The 19555-nt window shown below is 41.9% G+C and carries 16 protein-coding genes; 12 read left to right on the forward strand and 4 right to left on the reverse strand.

All coding sequences use genetic code 11. The annotated features are described in order from the left end of the window. Positions 1-42 precede the first annotated feature (42 nt). The gene (locus VRK28_RS10910) at positions 43-1527 is read right to left on the reverse strand and encodes an FMN-binding glutamate synthase family protein (RefSeq protein ID WP_332393924.1); all 1485 of its coding nucleotides are present in this window, start codon (positions 1525-1527) and stop codon (positions 43-45) included. A 112-nt stretch (positions 1528-1639) separates the two neighbouring features. Next, positions 1640-3418, reverse strand: coding sequence for a DUF885 domain-containing protein (locus tag VRK28_RS10915; protein WP_054562920.1), 1779 nt, complete (start codon positions 3416-3418; stop codon positions 1640-1642). Positions 3419-3777: 359 nt separating this feature from the next. Between VRK28_RS10915 and VRK28_RS10920 the strand changes: the two genes are divergently transcribed. From VRK28_RS10920 to VRK28_RS10975, 12 genes are all read left to right on the forward strand, one after another. Then, a complete protein-coding gene (locus tag VRK28_RS10920) occupies positions 3778-4764 on the forward strand; it encodes a GGDEF domain-containing protein (protein WP_062566389.1) in 987 nt (328 codons plus the stop codon). A gap of 121 nt (positions 4765-4885) precedes the next feature. After that, positions 4886-5641 (forward strand): bifunctional demethylmenaquinone methyltransferase/2-methoxy-6-polyprenyl-1,4-benzoquinol methylase UbiE, encoded by a 756-nt coding sequence (ubiE, locus tag VRK28_RS10925; RefSeq protein ID WP_062566299.1) that lies wholly within the window; start codon positions 4886-4888, stop codon positions 5639-5641. A gap of 28 nt (positions 5642-5669) precedes the next feature. Further along, a complete protein-coding gene (locus VRK28_RS10930; RefSeq protein ID WP_058586104.1) occupies positions 5670-6275 on the forward strand; it encodes a ubiquinone biosynthesis accessory factor UbiJ in 606 nt (201 codons plus the stop codon). 17 nt (positions 6276-6292) lie between these two features. Further along, the gene (gene ubiB / locus VRK28_RS10935; RefSeq protein ID WP_055198579.1) at positions 6293-7894 is read left to right on the forward strand and encodes a ubiquinone biosynthesis regulatory protein kinase UbiB; all 1602 of its coding nucleotides are present in this window, start codon (positions 6293-6295) and stop codon (positions 7892-7894) included. Positions 7895-7970: 76 nt separating this feature from the next. Beyond that, the gene (gene tatA, locus VRK28_RS10940; protein ID WP_332393925.1) at positions 7971-8210 is read left to right on the forward strand and encodes a Sec-independent protein translocase subunit TatA; all 240 of its coding nucleotides are present in this window, start codon (positions 7971-7973) and stop codon (positions 8208-8210) included. Positions 8211-8215: 5 nt separating this feature from the next. Then, positions 8216-8548: a Sec-independent protein translocase protein TatB gene (gene tatB, locus VRK28_RS10945; RefSeq protein WP_054562925.1), complete on the forward strand. Its 333-nt coding sequence runs from the start codon at positions 8216-8218 to the stop codon at positions 8546-8548. Positions 8549-8598: 50 nt separating this feature from the next. Beyond that, positions 8599-9339, forward strand: a complete 741-nt coding sequence (gene tatC / locus VRK28_RS10950; RefSeq protein WP_054552341.1) for a twin-arginine translocase subunit TatC — start codon at positions 8599-8601, stop codon at positions 9337-9339. Further along, on the forward strand, positions 9340-9879 hold the full coding sequence (locus VRK28_RS10955; protein ID WP_054562926.1) for a hypothetical protein: 540 nt from the start codon (positions 9340-9342) through the stop codon (positions 9877-9879). It begins immediately after the preceding gene. Further along, positions 9879-10661 (forward strand): TatD family hydrolase, encoded by a 783-nt coding sequence (locus VRK28_RS10960; RefSeq protein WP_062566301.1) that lies wholly within the window; start codon positions 9879-9881, stop codon positions 10659-10661. The genes VRK28_RS10955 and VRK28_RS10960 overlap by 1 nt, the downstream gene beginning before the upstream one ends. Position 10662: 1 nt before the next feature. Further along, a complete protein-coding gene (locus VRK28_RS10965; protein WP_332393926.1) occupies positions 10663-12519 on the forward strand; it encodes a sensor domain-containing diguanylate cyclase in 1857 nt (618 codons plus the stop codon). 13 nt (positions 12520-12532) lie between these two features. Next, entirely contained in the window at positions 12533-13543 is a 1011-nt protein-coding gene (gene hemB / locus VRK28_RS10970; RefSeq protein ID WP_062566302.1) for a porphobilinogen synthase, read from the forward strand. Positions 13544-13675: 132 nt separating this feature from the next. Next, positions 13676-16462: an ExeM/NucH family extracellular endonuclease gene (locus VRK28_RS10975; protein ID WP_332393927.1), complete on the forward strand. Its 2787-nt coding sequence runs from the start codon at positions 13676-13678 to the stop codon at positions 16460-16462. Positions 16463-16546: 84 nt separating this feature from the next. On the opposite strand, the gene VRK28_RS10980 is transcribed toward VRK28_RS10975, so the two are convergent. Together VRK28_RS10980 and fusA are read right to left on the reverse strand one after the other, a co-directional pair. Next, positions 16547-16963: a hypothetical protein gene (locus VRK28_RS10980; protein ID WP_130167370.1), complete on the reverse strand. Its 417-nt coding sequence runs from the start codon at positions 16961-16963 to the stop codon at positions 16547-16549. A gap of 434 nt (positions 16964-17397) precedes the next feature. Continuing rightward, positions 17398-19485: an elongation factor G gene (gene fusA, locus VRK28_RS10985; protein ID WP_062566304.1), complete on the reverse strand. Its 2088-nt coding sequence runs from the start codon at positions 19483-19485 to the stop codon at positions 17398-17400. Positions 19486-19555 lie beyond the last annotated feature (70 nt).

The following is a 19555-nucleotide window of genomic DNA, read 5'->3' on the forward strand; positions in this document are numbered from 1 at the left end:
AGTAAAAAGGCGCTCAATGCGCCTTTTAATTATTCAACAAGATTATTTATTGTAGTGCTCATACATTTTATCGAGCGGCTCTGATAAACCATTTTCTTGTACCACTCGCACATGCTGGCGAGCTAACTCGCGGGCACTTGATACACCACATGAATGAGCAATCAGCCCTGCACCATAATGAATAAACTTATTATAATTGGCGACACGTTGTGCCTTATCGGTCACATCGAGGCCTCGCTGTAAGCGTTCATTATGAGTCGTAATACCGGTCGGGCAGGTATCTTTATTACATTGTAGAGCCTGAATACAACCAAGCGAAAACATATGACCACGCGCCGACACAATAAAATCAGCACCCAATGCAAGTGCCCAAGCCACTTTTGACGGTACGATTAGCTTACCTGATGCAATCACTTTCACTCGTTCTCTGAGACCATGTTTTTTTAGCAGATCAACAACCAAAGGCAGGCTCTCTCGTAGCGGTAAACCAACTGAATCCATCAAGGGTTGAGGAGCTGCGCCCGTACCGCCGTCGGCACTATCAATAGTGATGAAATCAGGCGCTGATTCAATACCACGATTATTAATTTCACTGAACAAGGTCTCGAGCCAAGTGTATTCACCAATCACCGCTTTAAAACCGGTTGGCTTACCTGTGGTACTGCGTACCGTTTCAATCATATCGAGTAAATCTGCTGGGCATTTAATTTCTTGATGACCATTTGGACTAATCGAGTCATGCCCTTCGGGAATACCCCGAATTTTTGCAATTTCAGCGGTCACTTTGCGCCCTGGTAACATACCCCCTTTACCGGGTTTAGCACCTTGACTCATTTTAATTTCGAACATTTTAACTTGTTCGTGATCAGCAATCGCTTTGAGTTTTTCGGTGCTTAATTTACCGTGCTCATCTCGTACACCATATTTTGCCGTGCCAATCTGAAACACAATATCTGCACCACCTTCAAGGTGGTAAGGGCTGAGCCCTCCTTCACCGGTATTCATCCAACAGCCTGCTAACTTTGCACCTCGCGATAGTGCGCGCACTGCTGGCTTAGATAAGGCACCAAAGCTCATGCCAGAAATATTAAATAACGAGTTTGTTGTATAAGGAGCTTGGCAATAAGGCCCTAACGTGACTTCGCTCGGGTCGAGTGCATCTTCATCTAAGGTTGGGAACGCACAGTTCATAAACATCACCGTTCCCGTTGCTTCAAGGCTTTGGGTTGAACCAAAGGCCGTAGTGCGGTCAACATTTTTCGCAGCGCGGTAAACCCAGCTTCGCTCAGCACGATTAAATGGTAGCTCTTCCCTATCCATGGCAAAAAAGTATTGTCTGAAGAATTCACCTTGGCGTTCAAAAAAATAACGAAAGCGGCCGATCACCGGGTAATTACGGCGAATCGCCTGCTTAGATTGCGTCACATCACTAATGTAAAAGCACACAATCACCAGCAAGCCTATGCCGAGTGCAAAAATAAACAAGCTGGCAAAAACATCGATACTAAAAATTATAAAATCACTCATCCAAGGCCCCTTTGTGAAATGACATCCTTCAAAGCATATAAGGTGTTTATATTACGTGCAATAAACAAAAAAGGCGTGATGTAAATCACGCCTTTTCGTTTCTTTTATGCCGCTATGCTGCTCGTTTGGCTAATTCAGCTTTAATATAAAGTTGAATTTGCTCTTCAAGCACTGACATTGGCACTGAGCCATGACGTAATATTTGATGGTGGAATTCGCGAATATCGAAATCTTGACCAAGTGCTTGCTCAGCTTCGTGGCGTAAACGTTTAATTGTTAGCTCACCAATTTTGTATGACAACGCTTGTGCAGGCCATGAAATATAACGGTCGGTTTCGGTCTTCACGTTATGTAATGAAAGCGCGGTGTTTTCGCTCATAAACTTCATTGCGCGTTCGCGGCTCCAGCCATACATATGCATACCTGTATCAACCACTAAACGTGCTGCACGCCACATTTCATAGGTTAAACGACCAAAATCACTGTATGGGTCTTGATAAAAGCCCGCTTCGATACCTAAAAACTCCGAATATAAGCCCCAACCTTCACCAAATGCCGACAAATATGCATTACGGCGATAGCTTGGTAATGACTCAAGTTCAGCATTTAGCGAGATTTGTAAATGATGCCCTGGTACAGCTTCGTGTAAAGTTAATGCTTCAAGAACATACAACGGGCGCTTATCTAACGCATAGGTATTAACCCAGTAATAACCCGCTTGATCATCACGGCGAGAACCTGAGTAACGGCCGGTTGTATATTTGGGGGCAATACTCTCTGGCACCGGTGCAACACCGTACGGCATTCTTGGCAAGGTGTGGAATAACTTAGGTAACTGCGCATCCATTTTCTTGGCGATGTAAGACGCTTCTTTTAGTAAATCTTTTGGTGTTTTTGCGTAAAATTGCGGATCAGTACGTAAAAAGTGCACAAAATCAGCAAACGAGCCTTCAAAGCCTACTTTCTCAATAATTTTTTCCATTTCTGCGCGAATACGCGCCACTTCTTGTAAACCTAGCTCATGGATTTCTTTTGGCGTCATATCTGTGGTGGTGTAGTACTTAGCGCGATTTTCGTAAAACGCTTTGCCATTCGGCGTACTTGAAATACCAATATCTGTACGTGCACCCGGTTGATACTCATTGTTAAAGAAAGTTAAGTAACCTTGATATGCCGGAATAACTTGTTCTTTGATAATGGTTTGCGCTTGCTTTTGTAGCGCTGCAAACTCGCTATCACTTAAACCTGCCGTGTTATTTAAAAATGGTTTGTAAAATTCAGACTGTGTCGCATCATCAACAATATAAGCCGTGATTGAGTCTTGATAGCCCTCTAAAACAGCCTTTGGTTGAGTTAAACCCACTTCAAGACCTTTACGCATCCAGCCGATATTTTGCGAAAAATAGCGGGGAATTTGTTGTAATTTAGCAAGATATAGCTGGTAATCTTGTGGTTTTGTGTAATCTGAGCTTGATATCATAAATGATAGGCTAGAATGGAAGCCATACTCAGATGTCAGCGGCATATAATGCGCATTAAACACATATTCATCGACACTATTTTGCACTTGGCCACGCAAAATAGTCAGGTTAATGCGGTTTTCTTCCGATAACTTATCACGGTCGATAGCGTCTAGCTCGGCAAGTAGCTCAGTATTCTTCTTGTATTTTTGTTCTAAAAATTCAGCCGATAGATTTTCTAATAAATAACCATCAACGCCATTTTCTTTACCATATGGGCTGATGCTTTGGCGGTAATTAACAATATTTTCGGCTACTTGAGTAAATTGCTGATCAGCATCAATATTTGTGACTTGGCAAGCGCTTAAAGTACAAGCTAAAGCAACCGCAATAACAGAGCGGTTTAAAGTTCGCGACAGTGTTTGTTTCATAGCATTCTTTTTAGTTTTAATCAGTATCGCTAAAGTAGCGCAGCACTGGCTAAAACCCAAGCAAATGCGACCAAGCTCAGGTTAAATACGCTCAAATTAACAGCGTTGTGTAAATAAGAATGAGCAAGGTTTAAGCAATTTTTAATTACACTTGTTAAAGTTGTTGAGAAAATCAGCTAATAGACACAAACGAAACAAATTTAAGTTCCAAAATTAGCGATTTTGCTTTTAAATAGACTGATTACAGATTACTGTAGACTCGGTATTTATGCTTGGAAGCAAATAAACTTTACGGAAGAGATGATTAATTGGTTGATATGCGTATTTAGTGGTATTGAAAAATGATGTTCCATGATCCCATGGCTATTGCTCAAGAAAAAATGACAAAGGTATGTATCTTTTTAGAACATCATGCATTACCGCCGTCACCACTTAACTACCAAGTTGTTTACACCTACGTCAGTCAGTCTAACCCAAAACTTAACGCCGCTATTGACCGTGCCATCGCACAAAGAAAAACCATCGATTGTGTCTATGTAGAACAGCTTTATTTCGATTTTATAGAGCAAGGCCATAAAATGAAAACCGCCATTGTTCGCAACGTTGATTCCGTTATTAACACTCTTTCACGTAATGCTAGCAATAACGAACAAAATATTGTGCGCTTTGCTGATCAAGTTAGTGACTGTGTGCATTCAATCGATGAAAACAATATTGAGCAAACGCGTCACGCATTAAAAATGCTCGGTAAGCAATCAGAAGTGCTGCTCAATCAACACCGTCAATTTAAGCAAGAAATAGCAAAAGCCAAATCGCTGCAAGAAAAAACCCAAAAACAGCTCACTCAATTACGCAAACAACACATTACCGACCAACAAACCGGCTTATACAAGCGCCATTACTTGAATCAACAAACCCAGCTCTGGGTCGGCCAAAATAAAGCGGTTTGTGCTATCTCTATTCACATTGAGAACTTAAACCATTTTATTGAAAACTATGGCGATGTCATTGGTGAAGTTATTTTGAGTAAAGTCGCCAAGCAAGTGCAAAAATACGTACAAGAAAGCGGTTTACCTGGGCGCACAAGTAAAGATGAATTTACCATCCTACTTGCTGATATAGAGCCTGAAACTGCCAACTTAATTGCCGAAAAAGTACGAAATGGTGTAGAAAAGCTGCGCTTTGTCAGCTCAAAAAATGGCACCAAACTTCCAGCTATCACCCTAGCCCTAGGCATCGCTAAACATGAAGGCGATGGCGACTTTAACAGTTTAGCCCGTAAAGCCTCTTTAGCAGCCGCTAAAGCCAAGTCGCTAGGGCAAAGTAGTTTTATTGCCGGCCAATAAAGTTTAAAACTGCGCTAAGTCATGAAAAGCCACGCTAATCTGATGATTTAGTTATAATCAAATTGCACCCCACAGCTACAATCAAGTACACTAGTCTTTATTGCCACGATAGAGATTAATCATGAACGAGAATCAAGAAAAGACCACGCATTTTGGCTATAAAACCGTTGCTGAAAACGACAAAGCATCAATGGTTGCAGATGTATTCCACTCAGTCGCTGCAAAGTATGACGTAATGAATGATCTTATGTCGTTCGGTATTCATCGTTTATGGAAACGCCAAACTATTGCAAGTTCAGGTGTTCGCAAAGGTCACTATGTATTAGATCTTGCCGGCGGTACAGGTGATTTAACCGCTAAATTTAGTCAGCTAGTGGGTGAAACCGGTCAGGTTATCTTAGGCGATATTAACTCTTCGATGCTGAAAGTTGGCCGTGAGAAACTGCGTAACCTAGGTCGTGTTGGCAATATCGAATATGTTCAAATGAATGCAGAAGCATTGCCATTTCCTGATAACAGCTTCGACTTAATTACGATTGCCTTTGGTCTTCGTAACGTGACCGATAAAGATAAAGCTCTGCGTTCAATGTATCGTATTCTTAAGCCAGGTGGCCGTTTACTCGTGCTTGAGTTCTCAAAACCAGAACAAGAAGTATTAAGCAAAGCCTACGATTTCTACTCATTTAATATCTTACCTAAGATGGGTGAGCTGGTTGCGAATGATGGCGAGTCTTATCAATATCTTGCTGAATCAATCCGTATGCATCCAGATCAAGAAACATTAAAAGGCATGATGGAAGATGCTGGTTTTGAACAAACCAGTTATCAAAACCTTACTGGCGGTATTGTTGCCCTTCACCGTGGTTTTAAATACTAAAAATTCTGTAAATTAAGTAGGTAACGCGATGTTAGCAAACGCTCTGTTATCACTAGTCGAACGAATCATTAATCAACTGCTGCAGTTAGACCCTCAGTTAAAGGGTAAGCTTGCAGCAATTGCTGATAAACAGCTGTTGATTGAGATACGTGATTGGCAACAGTCAATTTTGTGTGTTTACAGCGACGAGCAAATTCACTTATACAGTACGCAAGAGCGTAGTTTTGATTGCATGATCAGCGCCGATATCGACACCTTGTTGGCGCTTAAAGATCCATCAATGCTCACGCAACTCATTCGCCAAGATAAGCTCGACTTACAAGGCGATTTAAATCTTGCGCAAGGCTTTAGCAATGCCTTTGCTGAGCTTGATATTGATTGGCCAGAACATTTTTCTCGGTACATTGGCGATGCCCCAGCACAACAGTTGTGGCTCTCTATTCAAGCTTTAAAGCGTCGTGGTTCACAAACAAAAAGTAAGTTAGAAAACACCTTAACAACGCTTTGCCAAGATGAGTTAGCAGTGACCATACACCCTCTTGAGCTTGCTGAATTTAAACAGCAAAACCGCCAATTAAAAAGCCAAGTATCTCAATTAGAGATGCGAATTAACGCGCTGTTACAGTCTCGCTAATGCGCTAAGGAACTTGTGTGTCGTCTGCTCGTCTTTATTACATCACTAAAACCCTACTGAGCTATGGCTTAGACGAATTAATTCCACGTAAACGAGTGCCTTGGTTTGCCAAACTCGCCCGTGGCAGCTTATTTTGGTTACGCAACCAACATAAAGATAAACCTGCAGGTATGCGCTTACGACTTGCTCTGCAAGAGCTTGGCCCTGTATGGATCAAGTTTGGCCAAATGCTTTCAACACGCCGTGATTTACTCCCTCATGATGTCGCATTAGAGCTTGCACTACTACAAGATCAGGTTGAACCTTTTGAAGGTGAACTTGCCCAGCAGCTTATTGAAAAAGCGCTGGGTATTAATGATATTAGTGAATTGTTTAGTGATTTTTCGCAAACACCTTTAGCATCAGCCTCGATTGCACAAGTTCACACGGCAACCTTAATTGATGAGCATGGCGCACCACAAGATGTAGTGATTAAGGTCATTCGCCCTAACATTAAAGAGCAAATTGATGCCGACTTAATGCTAATGCAAAAAGTCGCACGCTTAGTGGCTAAGTTATTAAAAGAAGCGAAACGTTTACGCCCTATTGAGGTAGTAAACGAGTACAAAAAAACCTTGCTCGATGAGCTCGACTTAATGCGTGAAGGGGCGAATGCGATTCAGCTACGCCGTAACTTTGAAGACTCAGATTCGCTCTACATTCCTTTTGTTTACAGCGACTACAGCCGCAGTAACGTATTAGTAATGGAGCGCATTTACGGTATTCCGGTATCAGATACCGAAGCATTGCTGGCACAAAATACCAATATGCAGCTGCTAGCTGAGCGCGGTGTTGAAGTATTTTTCACACAAGTATTCCGTGATAGCTTCTTCCACGCTGATATGCACCCAGGTAATATCTTCGTTTCTCGTGAAAACCCTCATAACCCCAAATACATAGGTATTGATTGCGGTATTGTTGGCACCCTTAATCGTGAAGATAAGCGCTATTTAGCAGAAAACTTTATTGCCTTTTTCAATCGTGATTACCGCCAAGTAGCACAGCTACACGTTGATTCTGGCTGGGTACCCGCCGATACCAGCATTGAAGAGTTTGAATTTGCCATTCGTACTGTGTGTGAGCCAATTTTCAATAAACCACTGGCCGAAATCTCGTTTGGCCATGTGTTAGTCAACCTGTTTAATACGGCTCGTCGCTTTAATATGCAAGTTCAACCGCAATTAGTATTACTGCAAAAGACGCTGTTGTATGTTGAAGGCCTTGGCAGACAACTGTATCCGCAGCTTGATTTATGGAAAACAGCTAAACCTTTTCTAGAAGATTGGGTCAAAGAACAAGTTGGTCCGCTTGCAGTAATGAAAAAAATGTATGCGAACTTGCCATTTTGGGCAGAAAAAATGCCTGAATTACCTGATTTAATTTATCAAAACTTAAAGCGTCAACAACAACCTGTACAATTGCCAGCGCCGCAATCTGCTAAACCTTTGTTACTTAGCATCTTTGCTGGCAGCTGCTTGATTGTTTCAGGCTTATGTTATTTGCAGCATGACTTAGTTGCCAGTGCAATTACCGCAGGCTTTGCTGTAGCAGGCTTTATTGCAGCATGGCGTAGCGCATAAACTAAGTGCTATTTATGTTTTGGTGAGTATAATCGAGACAAGTCTATTCGATAAATTTGAAAAAACGGAGTAACCCATGGGTTTTGGTGGTATCAGTATTTGGCAATTAATCATTATTTTGGCGATCATCGTGTTGTTATTTGGCACAAAAAAACTTCGTGGCATCGGCGGTGATTTAGGTAGCGCAGTAAAAGGCTTTAAAAAAGCCGTGTCTGATGATGACCAAGCTAGCGCTAAAAGCGAGCAAATAGACCAAGCTTCTAACACGCAAAACAAAGAAACCGTAGAGAAAAGCAAAGACGACCATAAGGCTTAATCAACATGGGGATGTGGGAACTTGTTGTCGTACTGATCGTGGGTCTAATTGTATTAGGCCCAGAGCGCTTGCCTGTGGCAATTCGCACGGTTAGCCGCTGGGTAAAAACCTTAAAGTCAGTCGCCAACTCAGTGAAAGCAGAAGTGAACGAAGAACTCCGTATCCATGAGCTTCACGAAAACTTAAAAAAAGCAGAGCAACAAAACTTGCAAGAACTATCTCCAGATCTGCAAGACTCTGTAAACGAACTTCAAAAGGCTGCTCAGTCAGTCACCCACAGTTACAAAAAAGACACGCCTGAAAAAGCAGAAAGTAACAATAATGACGAAAAAAAGTGAATTTAATCTCTGCTTTTGTGGTCAATAACAATGATGATGAATAGTAAACTATGACCGAGCAAGCTCACACAGGCTTTGTTGGCCACTTAATTGAGTTACGAAATCGACTCATGAAAGCTTTGTTAAGCATTTTGCTAATATTTATCGCCTTGGTGTACTTTGCCAACGATATATATAGCTTTGTTGCAGCACCACTTATTGCAAACTTGCCTAGCACTGCCACCATGATCGCAACGGATGTAACGGCACCTTTTTTTGCACCGTTTAAACTCACCTTATTTGTGGCGTTATTTGCTGCTATTCCTATGATACTACACCAAGTTTGGAGCTTTATAGCACCTGGCTTGTATCAACATGAAAAGCGTATGCTAATGCCAATTTTGGCCTCTAGCATCTTGCTATTTTATAGTGGTATCGCATTTTGCTACTTTGTGGTGTTACCTATTATTTTAGGGTTTTTCACTAACACTGGCCCTGATATGATGACATTAGCGCCTGATATTAGTAGCTACTTAAGTTTTGCTTTAAAGCTCTTTTTTGCTTTTGGTATTGCCTTTGAAATACCTGTTGCAATCATGCTGTTATGCTGGAGTGGCGCAACAACAACAAAAAGTTTAAAAGAAAAACGACCTTATATCGTGGTAGGTGTATTTGTGGTTGCCATGTTTTTAACACCTCCTGATGTACTGTCACAAACATTACTAGCATTACCCATGCTGTTATTATTTGAATTAGGTTTAATTTTGGCTGCATTTTATACCGCCAAACCTCAACAGGAATCAGAGGAATAAATGAAAAAACAACTCATTCCATTCGTTGCACTGTTAACGATTACTGGCACTGCACAAGCAAACGAAGTTAACTTACAAGCACTACAAGCGTGTACTTTTGTTGAAAATGATTTTAACCGCTTACTTTGTTACGACAACGTGATGGCAGGTAAATCACTATCAAAGCCTGCGACAAAAAAACAAATTGAACAACCTGTTGCAAGCTCAGCTGCAGCTGCTTCCCCAGCGCCTGTTGCCGCAGCAGGAGCTACAAACGAACAAATCGTAAGAACAAAAAATGAAGACTTTGGTTTAGAGCATAAAGAAGTTGCTAAAGTAAACGATGACCAAATTAGCGCCAGTGTAAAAAGCGTGAAAAAAGCCCCTTACGGTGAACTCATCATCGAACTTGATAATGGTCAACAATGGCGTCAAGTTGGCTCTGATAGCTTACGTCTAAAAAAACAAGATGTTGTGGTTATTGAACGTGGCGTTTTCAATTCTTTCCTTTTAAAAGTTGAAGGCCAAAACCGTTCGATTCGTGTTAAGCGCACTAACTAATGAGCATTTCGCTGGTTGATGCTGGCGTCAACTTAAGCAATCATCAATTTGATGATATTCATGAAGCTGTGTTACAACGTGCCGCTGAGGCAAATGTAACGCAGCTGCTTCTTATTGGCTGCGATCTGCAAAGTAGCCAAGCCTCTCTTAACCTCGCCAAACAATTTAAGCAATTTTGCACTGCAGGAATTCACCCTCATGATGCAAAAACCGCCGACGAACACCTTGAAGAACACTTAACAACGCTTAGCCAAAACCATGAAGTAGTTGCTATTGGTGAATGTGGCCTCGATTACAATCGTGACTTTTCTCCTCGGGACGTTCAGCGTAGCGTTTTTAGACGCCAACTGCAGCTTGCTGAGCAGCTGAATATGCCAGTTTACTTGCATGAGCGAGATGCTAGTGAAGATATGCTCGCAATTTTAAGTGACTTCAAAGTACGAGGCGTATTGCACTGTTTTACGGGGGATGAAAAAGCGCTCCAAAGTTACCTAGCAATGGGGCTTTATATCGGTGTTACGGGTTGGGTCTGCGATGAACGCCGCGGTGAGCAATTACAAGCCTTAGTGCCATCAATCCCTTTAGAACGCTTGTTAATCGAGACTGATGCGCCTTTTTTAATGCCAAGAAATATTAGACCAAGACCGAAGTCTCGTCGCAATGAACCTCAGAACCTTCCTTATGTGTGTCAGCAAATTGCTGATTTAAAAGGCTGTGAATTTACTGAAGTGGCAAAACAAACTACACTAAACTTTCAGCAATTATTTTCCATAAAGGGTTAAGATGAAGCGCCTATGGTCACTTTGTGGCGTACTCTTCGTTTTTTTATTTACTCCTTATTTATTGGCTAACCCACTTATTGTTAGCTCACAATTTAAGTCTCAACATACGCTAAATGTTGAGTACACCCTTGATCCTATTACTCAACAACAAGCATTTAGCAATGCTAATGTAAAATGGCTGAAAAACCGAGGTGAAACCTTAAATCTAGGCATGACTTTAAAGCCTCTGTGGCTCAAGCTATCGATAAAAAACACCTCATTAAATGATGTACCGCTTATATTATCGATAGATAACCCTTTACTCGATGAAGTAAGCGTCTTTCATCTGCAAGGTGGGCATGTGTTATTTAACACCAAAATAGGTGACGCCGTTCCTTTAGCTAGTCGGCAAATTAAAAATGAATCGCTGCTAGCCTCATTAACCATTCCAAAAGCCAGTCATTCCGAAATCTACCTAAAAATTAAAAACAACGGTGGCCTAAGAGTACCTCTAAGCCTTTGGAGCCCCTCTGAATATCTAAAACATAAAAGTAAGTTCAATTTATTGTACGGCTTATTAGTCGGTTTTATTTTATCGCTCGCACTCACTAATTTAGTACTTTATGGCTTTTCTAGACGCCGCTATTTCGCCTACACTGGGTTATTACTTACCTTACTTTGGTTGTCGCTAGCCTACCTTTATGGCTATGGTTATCGTTACTTACAACCGAGCGGTTCATCGTTTCAACAACTCACCATACCGAGCCTATTTTTCATTTGTGGTGCGTTATTTGTGCCCTTGCAAGGCTATATATTCGGCTTTACCAAATCTCGCTTAAATCGCTTTCAGTATTGGCTAGCGTGGGTCGTAGTGCTTGTCACCGTAATAATGTGGCTCTTACCAATTCATATTGCAATTACACTTTGCTTATTAAGTTTACCTGTGGTGCTTATCATCTTTGCAAGTATTGCTCTAAAGCAGTTTAACCGTGAGTATAAACAGCCTTGTAGCGCTTTTCTAATCGCCCTATTCGCTTTCTTCTGCGCCATTATTTACAGCGCACTTGGGGTATTTAACCCGTTTAATTTAAATATCGGAGTGCTGTCACTTACCTTTATTTGCTTTTTGGTTTGTAGCTTAAGTTTAAGCTATGCAGTTATAAAACTGTTTTTGATGCAGCGCGATGCTGAAGTTGCAGCACAACAAAATGCCTTAGCTGAGAGCAAAGCTAAAGATACTTTAATGCGCGAGCGCCTTGAACTGCAAGAACAAGCTCGCCAAGACCTTGAAGCGAATATCGAGGAGCGTACCTTTGAGTTACAAGTGACATTACGCGAGCTTGAAGAGAAAAACCGAGAGCTTGAACAACTCAATATGGAAGACGCGCTGACAAAAACCAAGAACCGCCGTTACTTCGATAAAAAGCTACTAATGGATATTCGTCGCTCGCGACGTGAACAAACACCTTTAGCCATCATCATGTTAGATATTGACCATTTCAAAGTAATTAATGACACCTACGGTCATTTAACCGGTGATCAAACCATTCAATCAGCTGCCGATGTCATTAAACAGCACCTGAAACGACCTCTTGATGAAGTGGCGCGCTACGGAGGCGAAGAATTTGTCGTGCTGTTGCCTAATACGCCACTGACAGGTGCATTAGAAATTGCCGAACAAATACGCAAAGCAGCCCAAAATACTGATATAATAGTTGCCGGAACAACGATTAAATTTACTTTGAGTGCAGGTGTTTACAGCGCAATTGCTGAAGACATTAATAACCCAAGTTTATTCACTGACTATGCCGACAAAGCCTTATATCATGCCAAGCAAACAGGTCGAAATCGCGTAGTGAGTTATCCTCTACCAGACTAGGAGTATACAAAGCATGGCCCAATCAGGACTCGACCTTTTCCCTTATACACGTATGCGCCGCATGCGTCGTGATGACTTCTCTCGTCGCCTAATGGCTGAAAACCAACTAACTGTTAATGACCTTATTTTTCCTGTATTTGTGTTAGAAGGTAAAAACCGCCGCGAAGCTATTGAGTCTATGCCTGGCATTGAGCGTCTTTCTATCGACTTACTACTTGAAGAAGCAAAAGAGCTTGTTGAATTAGGTGTTCCTGCAGTGGCTATTTTCCCGGTAACACCGAGCGATAAAAAATCTCTACTTGCTGAAGAAGCCTATAACCCAGATGCATTAGCACAACGCACTGTCCGCGCGCTTAAAGAAGCTTTTCCTACACTAGGTGTGATCACTGATGTGGCACTTGACCCATTCACCGTTCATGGTCAAGACGGCATTATCGATGAAGACGGTTATGTGATTAACGATGTAACAACTGAAATTTTAGTTAAACAAGCGCTATCGCATGCCGAAGCGGGTGCGGATGTAGTTGCACCATCAGACATGATGGATGGACGTATTGGTGCAATTCGTGAAGCACTCGAAGCCGAAGGCCATATCCACACTCGTATCATGGCTTATTCTGCTAAATACGCCTCTAGCTATTATGGCCCATTCCGTGATGCGGTAGGTTCTGCAGGCAACTTAAAAGGTGCCGACAAAAAGACCTATCAAATGGACCCTGCGAACTCTGATGAAGCAATTCGTGAAGTAGCCCTCGATCTGCAAGAAGGTGCAGACATGGTGATGGTAAAACCAGGTATGCCTTATTTAGATGTAGTACGCCGCGTAAAAGATGAGTTTGGTGTACCCACTTTTGCTTACCAAGTAAGTGGTGAATATGCCATGCATAAAGCAGCCATTGATAACGGCTGGCTTGCAGAAGAAGCAATAATCATGGAATCATTACTAGCATTTAAACGTGCTGGCGCCGATGGCATCCTGACTTATTTTGCAAAACAAGCAGCTATTTGGTTAAAAAATAACTAATCTAAAGTAAATGTTCTAAAAATTGGTAATTATTCCTATTTTATTAACATTTTGTATTTAATTTGTCATAGATTTTTCTTAAAGTACTGTGTCCCATATTGGGACTTTTATAATACATACACGGGAAAAATAATGATAAATACAAAATTAACGCCGCTCGCGCTTGTGATTGCAAGCCTGAGCGCACCTGCTTCTGCCAACCTAATCATCTCTGAATACGTTGAAGGAAGCTCTAACAATAAAGCGGTAGAGCTTTACAACACTTCTGGTGCTGAGCTATCGCTTGACGGTTACACCATCTCTTTATACTCAAATGGTAACGGCGATCTAGCAGACCCGAATAACAGCTTAGCTTTAACCGGTACTCTTGCAGCAAACGCAACTTACGTTATTGTTAATGCAAGCTCTGCAGATGAGTTAAAAGCCAACGCGGACACTGAATCAACAATCACTTATTTCAACGGTGATGACGCATTGGTGCTAACTAAAGACGGTGCAATTGTTGATAGCTTTGGTCAACTGGGCGTAGATCCAGGCTCAGCATGGGATGAAGGCGGCGTATCAACACAAAATAAAACACTTCGCCGTAAAGCTACAATCACTTCAGGCCGTACTGATGCAACCTCAGCGTTTAATCCAAGCGATGAGTGGGAGCAATTCGACCAAGACGATTTCAGCAATATAGGTCAATATGGTGAGAGCACAGAGCCAACGCCTGAATCAGAGCCAGTTAATCCTCTTGAGTGTGGTGCAGAAAAAACCTTAATCAGCGCAATTCAAGGTGAAGGCGGCGACAGCCCGCTTATCGACACTGAAGTAGAAGTTGAAGGTGTTGTTACAGCTGACTTCCAAGGTGATGATCAACTAAAAGGCTTCTTCATTAGCTCACTTGCTGCTGATATTGATGAAAACCCACTTACTTCTGAAGGTGTATTCGTTTATTTCGCAGATACCGACGTTGCTGTTGGTGACCATGTGCGCGTTAAAGGTAGCGTGGCTGAATACTACAGCGCAACACAACTAGGCGATGTTAGCCAAGTTGAGATCTGTGCGACAGGTTTATCTACTGACGCAACCGCTATTTCTTTACCAGTTACTGACGTGGCAGACCTTGAAGCTTACGAAGGTATGTTAGTAACTATAGATCAACCTTTAGTCGTTAATAACAACTACGGTCTTGGTCGCTATGGTGAAGTTGACTTAGGTACTGAGCGTTTATACCAAGGTACTCAAGTTGCGCTACCAGGTGATGCAGCAAATGCTGTTGAAGCTGAAAACCTAAAAAAACAAATCTTAATCGACGATGGTTCAACAAAGCAAAACCTTGATCCTATTGCCTACCCAGGTACCGGCCTTGATGCCTATAACACGTTACGTTTAGGCGATACTGTTAATACGATTACTGGTGTAATGGGTTACAGCTTCAACCGTTACCGTATTCACCCTACAGTACAACCTGAGTTCACTGCGACTAACCCTCGTACAGATGCACCAGAGCTTAACGAAGATGCAGACCTACGTGTAGCAAGCTTCAACGTCTTAAACTATTTCAATGGTGATGGCCAAGGCGCAGGCTTCCCTACTAGCCGTGGTGCAGATAGCGAAGAAGAGCTGATTCGCCAAGAAGCTAAATTAGTTAGTGCAATTACAGCTATTAACGCTGATGTTATTGGCTTAATGGAAATCGAAAATGACGGTTTCGGTGAAAATAGCGCTATTGCTAGCCTAGTATCTGCACTTAATGATGAAGATGCAGAAAATACCTACGCATTTGTTGATTTCGGTGTTGACCAAATTGGTACTGATGCAATCACTACAGCACTGATTTATCGCTCAAATAAAGTATCTGAAGTTGGTAAGGCTGCTCATACTACAGTAGAACCTTTCGATTACAGTAATCGCCCGCCAATTGCACAAAGCTTCCAATCTCTTGAAAGCGAAGAAATCTTCACTGTTGCCGTTGCCCACCTAAAATCTAAAGGCGGCTGTGGTAGCGCTGAAGGTAATAATGCTGACTTAGGCGATGGTCAAGCATGTTGGAATGAAATCCGTGTTGCGGGTGCAAATGCATATGCTGATTGGTTAGCAACTTACCCAACTGAAGTTGAAGATGAAGATATCATCCTAGTCGGTGATATGAACTCTTATGCGATGGAAGATCCTATTCGTGCATTTGCAGATAAAGGTCTGAAGAGTGCGGTTGCTGAACTAGATGGCGACACATTAGGTTACTCTTATAGCTTCTCTGGCCGCATTGGTAGCCTTGACCACGCACTAGTCTCTGAATCTATGCTAGCTAAAGTTGTTGCTGCTACGGATTGGCATATCAATGCCGATGAGCCAATTAGCCTAGACTACAACCTTGAGTATAAGTCATCGACACAACAAGCTAGCCTATACGCTGACAATGCATACCGCGCATCTGATCACGACCCAGTAATTGTTGATATTCAATCTGCAGAGCCTATTCCTGCAGAGCAGGCACCAGTAATCGAAGCGAGTCAATCATTCGAAATCGTAGAAAATAGTGAAATTGGCGCTGTGATTGGCCAACTAGTTTTCTCTGATGGTGATGCTGATTACACCCCAGTAGTAAGCTTTAGCATTGAAGGTGAGCATGCTGATGCAATTGCAATCAGTGCTGCAGGTGAAATCACAGTGGCTAAAGAGCTAGACTTCGAAGAAGAAGACAAGCTTACGCTGATGATCCGTGCAGAAGATAGCGCTGGTAATCTATCAGAAGCACAACTGCTATACATCAACATCACAAACGATGAAGCTGATGATGAAGTAGAAGATGTAGCTGAAGAAGTTGAAGAAGAAACAGAAGAAGAGTCAAAAGATGATGATTCTGGTTCATTTGCTTGGTTAAGCTTACTTGCTTTACCGTTTGCACTTCGTCGTCGTATGAAAAAATAAACGACGCTATATATAAATAAGGCCGCATTTCGCGGCCTTTTTATTTCAGTTCACTTAATTTAGCATTATTGAGGCTTGCTAGTATTAGGCTTTACATTGCAGATTAGGCTTTATGGCACAACCTGCTTTTGACTTATAGAGCTTAGCAATGTCAATCTGTTGCTGCTCATCAATCTGCCAGTTCATAAACTGGTGTGTTTTACCATTCGCTAAGGTAATTTTAAATACTGTGATGAATGCCATTGGGTTAAATTCAACAGTGACAATATCTTCAGCGTTGATGTAACGCTTACCTAATCCTCGCGAATAACAAATCCCCGCCTTGTAACAGTGTAAGAAGCGCAATTCTAAAAAATTTAATAGAGTAATAAATAGCAGAACAGGCAACAATAGCATCAAAATTGATGCTCCTAGCAAAGTAACGCTTAATGCAACAAGAATAGCCAGTGCTATCTTGCTTCCCTGTAGAGTCCAATTAGGACTTAACTTAATCGTTTTCATGAGTATATTTCTATAGTTGTAATATTTAATAAGCAGACGTTTAATACAAAATGATTAAAAAATCATTCGGGCGCCATTTTACATAGACTAAAAAAGGTACACAAGGTACAAAAAAGCACTTTTTTACTAGAACAAAGTAATTAGCTTACAACTTACTAATAACCTTATATATTTCTTGAAAATGAAATTTGTATTAAAATCGTACAATTTAAGAGCAGCAGCACTTAAATCGTATTAGCTATTTAGAAAATACTTTAAAAGTGCGATACCTGTACCGGTACATTAATAACTCAAAGCTGAATGGTTAATTAACATACAAAGGAAAGAAATGATTACTTTGTAATCGAAAAAATTACGACAATATATTTACGATTTTTAGGTAATAAAAAACCCGCAGCATGTGCGGGTTTTTTTAAAAGAAGTTAAGAGGCTAATTACTTAGCAGCTTTTTTCTCTTTTTCTGCAGCGATTACTGTTTCAGCAACGTTTGCAGGACATGGTGCGTAGTGTGAGAACTCCATAGAGAACTGACCACGACCAGAAGTGATAGTACGTAAGTGGCCGATGTAACCGAACATTTCAGAAAGTGGTACATCACCCTTGATGCGAACGCCCATTGCGCCAGCTTCTTGGTCTTTGATCATACCACGACGACGGTTAAGGTCACCGATTACGTCACCTACGTTGTCTTCCGGAGTGAATACATCAACTTTCATGATTGGCTCAAGAAGTTGTGCACCCGCTTTAGGGATAGACTGACGGAAAGCGCCTTTAGCAGCGATTTCGAACGCGATTGCTGATGAGTCAACTGCGTGGAAAGCACCGTCGAAAAGTTCAACTTCAACGTCTAATACTGGGAAGCCAGCTAGAACACCTTCTTGCATCATTGATGCGAAGCCTTTCTCAACTGCAGGCCAGAATTCTTTAGGTACGTTACCACCAACAACTGATGAAGAGAACGTGAAACCTGAGTTTTGCTCGCCTGGCTTGATGCGGTAATCGATCTTACCGAATTGACCAGAACCACCAGATTGTTTCTTATGCGTGTAGCTATCTTCGATTTCTTTCGTGATAGTTTCACGGTAAGCAACCTGAGGTTGACCAACAACTAGGTCTACGCCGTAAGTACGCTTAAGGATATCTACTTTGATATCTAAGTGAAGCTCACCCATACCTTTAAGGATGGTTTCGCCTGAATCTTCGTCAGTTTCAACTTGGAATGAAGGATCTTCTGCAACCATTTTACCGATCGCGATACCCATCTTCTCGTTACCGCCTTTGTCTTTAGGAGCAACAGCGATTGAGATTACTGGATCAGGGAAGATCATCGCTTCAAGTGTACATTCATGCTTAGGATCACAAAGAGTGTGACCAGTTTGAACGTTCTTCATACCAACAACAGCGATGATGTCACCCGCTTGTGCTTCAGTAAGTTCGTTACGCTCGTCAGCTTGCATCTCAACCATACGGCCGATACGCTCTGTTTTACCAGTTGCTGAGTTAAGGATTGTGTCACCTTTCTTCATGCGACCAGCGTAGATACGGATGAACGTAAGTGCACCGAAACGGTCGTCCATGATTTTGAACGCTAACGCTTTAAGTGGCTCATCTGCAGAAACAGTTGCTACTTCACCAGTAGGCTCACCTGTTTCAGGATCAGTTAGAGGTTGTGGGTCAACTTCTGTAGGCGAAGGTAGGTAATCTACAACCGCGTCTAATACTAACTGCATACCTTTGTTTTTGAATGCAGAACCACAGTATGTTGGGAAGAACGCAAGATCACGAGTACCTTTACGGATACAACGTTTGATGTCTTCTAGTGAAGGCTCTTCACCTTCCATGTAAGCCATCATTAGGTCTTCGTCTTGCTCAACAGCAGACTCAACAAGCATCTCATGGTATTCGTCAACTTTGTCTACCATGTCAGCTGGAACGTCTTGTACTTCGTAGTTTTCAGGAAGACCAGTCTCGTCCCAAACGTATGCTTTTTTCTCAAGTACGTCTACAACACCAGTGAATTGGTCTTCGATACCGATTGGTAAAGTCATAACTAGTGGGTTAGCACCTAGTACTTTCTCAACTTGACCTACAACGCGGTAAAAATCAGCACCCATACGGTCTAATTTGTTTACGAAGATTACACGTGCAACTTCTGATTCGTTCGCATAACGCCAGTTAGTTTCTGACTGCGGCTCAACACCACCAGAACCACAGAATACACCGATACCACCGTCTAGTACTTTAAGTGAACGGTATACTTCTACTGTAAAGTCAACGTGTCCCGGAGTATCGATAACGTTTAAGCGGTGGCCTTTCCACTCACAAGTTACAGCTGCTGATTGGATTGTAATACCGCGCTCAGCTTCTTGTTCCATGAAGTCAGTAGTAGACTCACCGTCGTGTACCTCACCAGTCTTATGAATTTTACCCGTAAGCTTAAGGATACGCTCAGTGGTGGTAGTTTTACCCGCGTCAACGTGGGCGAAAATACCAATATTTCTGTACTTCGATAAATCTGCCATTATTTTACTCTTAATAAAGTCGAAAAATTATTCGGCGGGAGTATAGCATTACTTAAAGCGAACATCACCA

The organism is Pseudoalteromonas sp. P80D2 (assembly GCF_036680945.1).
GTDB classification, from domain to species: domain Bacteria; phylum Pseudomonadota; class Gammaproteobacteria; order Enterobacterales; family Alteromonadaceae; genus Pseudoalteromonas; species Pseudoalteromonas shioyasakiensis.

Excerpts from the sequence above, each read along its gene's own strand:
- VRK28_RS10910 (WP_332393924.1), bottom strand. The coding sequence starts at position 1,527 with ATGAGTGATTTTATAATTTTTAGTATCGATGTTTTTGCCAGCTTGTTT.
- VRK28_RS10915 (WP_054562920.1), bottom strand. The coding sequence starts at position 3,418 with ATGAAACAAACACTGTCGCGAACTTTAAACCGCTCTGTTATTGCGGTT.
- VRK28_RS10920 (WP_062566389.1), top strand. The coding sequence starts at position 3,778 with ATGGCTATTGCTCAAGAAAAAATGACAAAGGTATGTATCTTTTTAGAA.
- ubiE (WP_062566299.1), top strand. The coding sequence starts at position 4,886 with ATGAACGAGAATCAAGAAAAGACCACGCATTTTGGCTATAAAACCGTT.
- VRK28_RS10930 (WP_058586104.1), top strand. The coding sequence starts at position 5,670 with ATGTTAGCAAACGCTCTGTTATCACTAGTCGAACGAATCATTAATCAA.
- tatA (WP_332393925.1), top strand. The coding sequence starts at position 7,971 with ATGGGTTTTGGTGGTATCAGTATTTGGCAATTAATCATTATTTTGGCG.
- tatB (WP_054562925.1), top strand. The coding sequence starts at position 8,216 with ATGGGGATGTGGGAACTTGTTGTCGTACTGATCGTGGGTCTAATTGTA.
- tatC (WP_054552341.1), top strand. The coding sequence starts at position 8,599 with ATGACCGAGCAAGCTCACACAGGCTTTGTTGGCCACTTAATTGAGTTA.
- VRK28_RS10955 (WP_054562926.1), top strand. The coding sequence starts at position 9,340 with ATGAAAAAACAACTCATTCCATTCGTTGCACTGTTAACGATTACTGGC.
- VRK28_RS10960 (WP_062566301.1), top strand. The coding sequence starts at position 9,879 with ATGAGCATTTCGCTGGTTGATGCTGGCGTCAACTTAAGCAATCATCAA.
- VRK28_RS10965 (WP_332393926.1), top strand. The coding sequence starts at position 10,663 with ATGAAGCGCCTATGGTCACTTTGTGGCGTACTCTTCGTTTTTTTATTT.
- hemB (WP_062566302.1), top strand. The coding sequence starts at position 12,533 with ATGGCCCAATCAGGACTCGACCTTTTCCCTTATACACGTATGCGCCGC.
- VRK28_RS10975 (WP_332393927.1), top strand. The coding sequence starts at position 13,676 with ATGATAAATACAAAATTAACGCCGCTCGCGCTTGTGATTGCAAGCCTG.
- VRK28_RS10980 (WP_130167370.1), bottom strand. The coding sequence starts at position 16,963 with ATGAAAACGATTAAGTTAAGTCCTAATTGGACTCTACAGGGAAGCAAG.
- fusA (WP_062566304.1), bottom strand. The coding sequence starts at position 19,485 with ATGGCAGATTTATCGAAGTACAGAAATATTGGTATTTTCGCCCACGTT.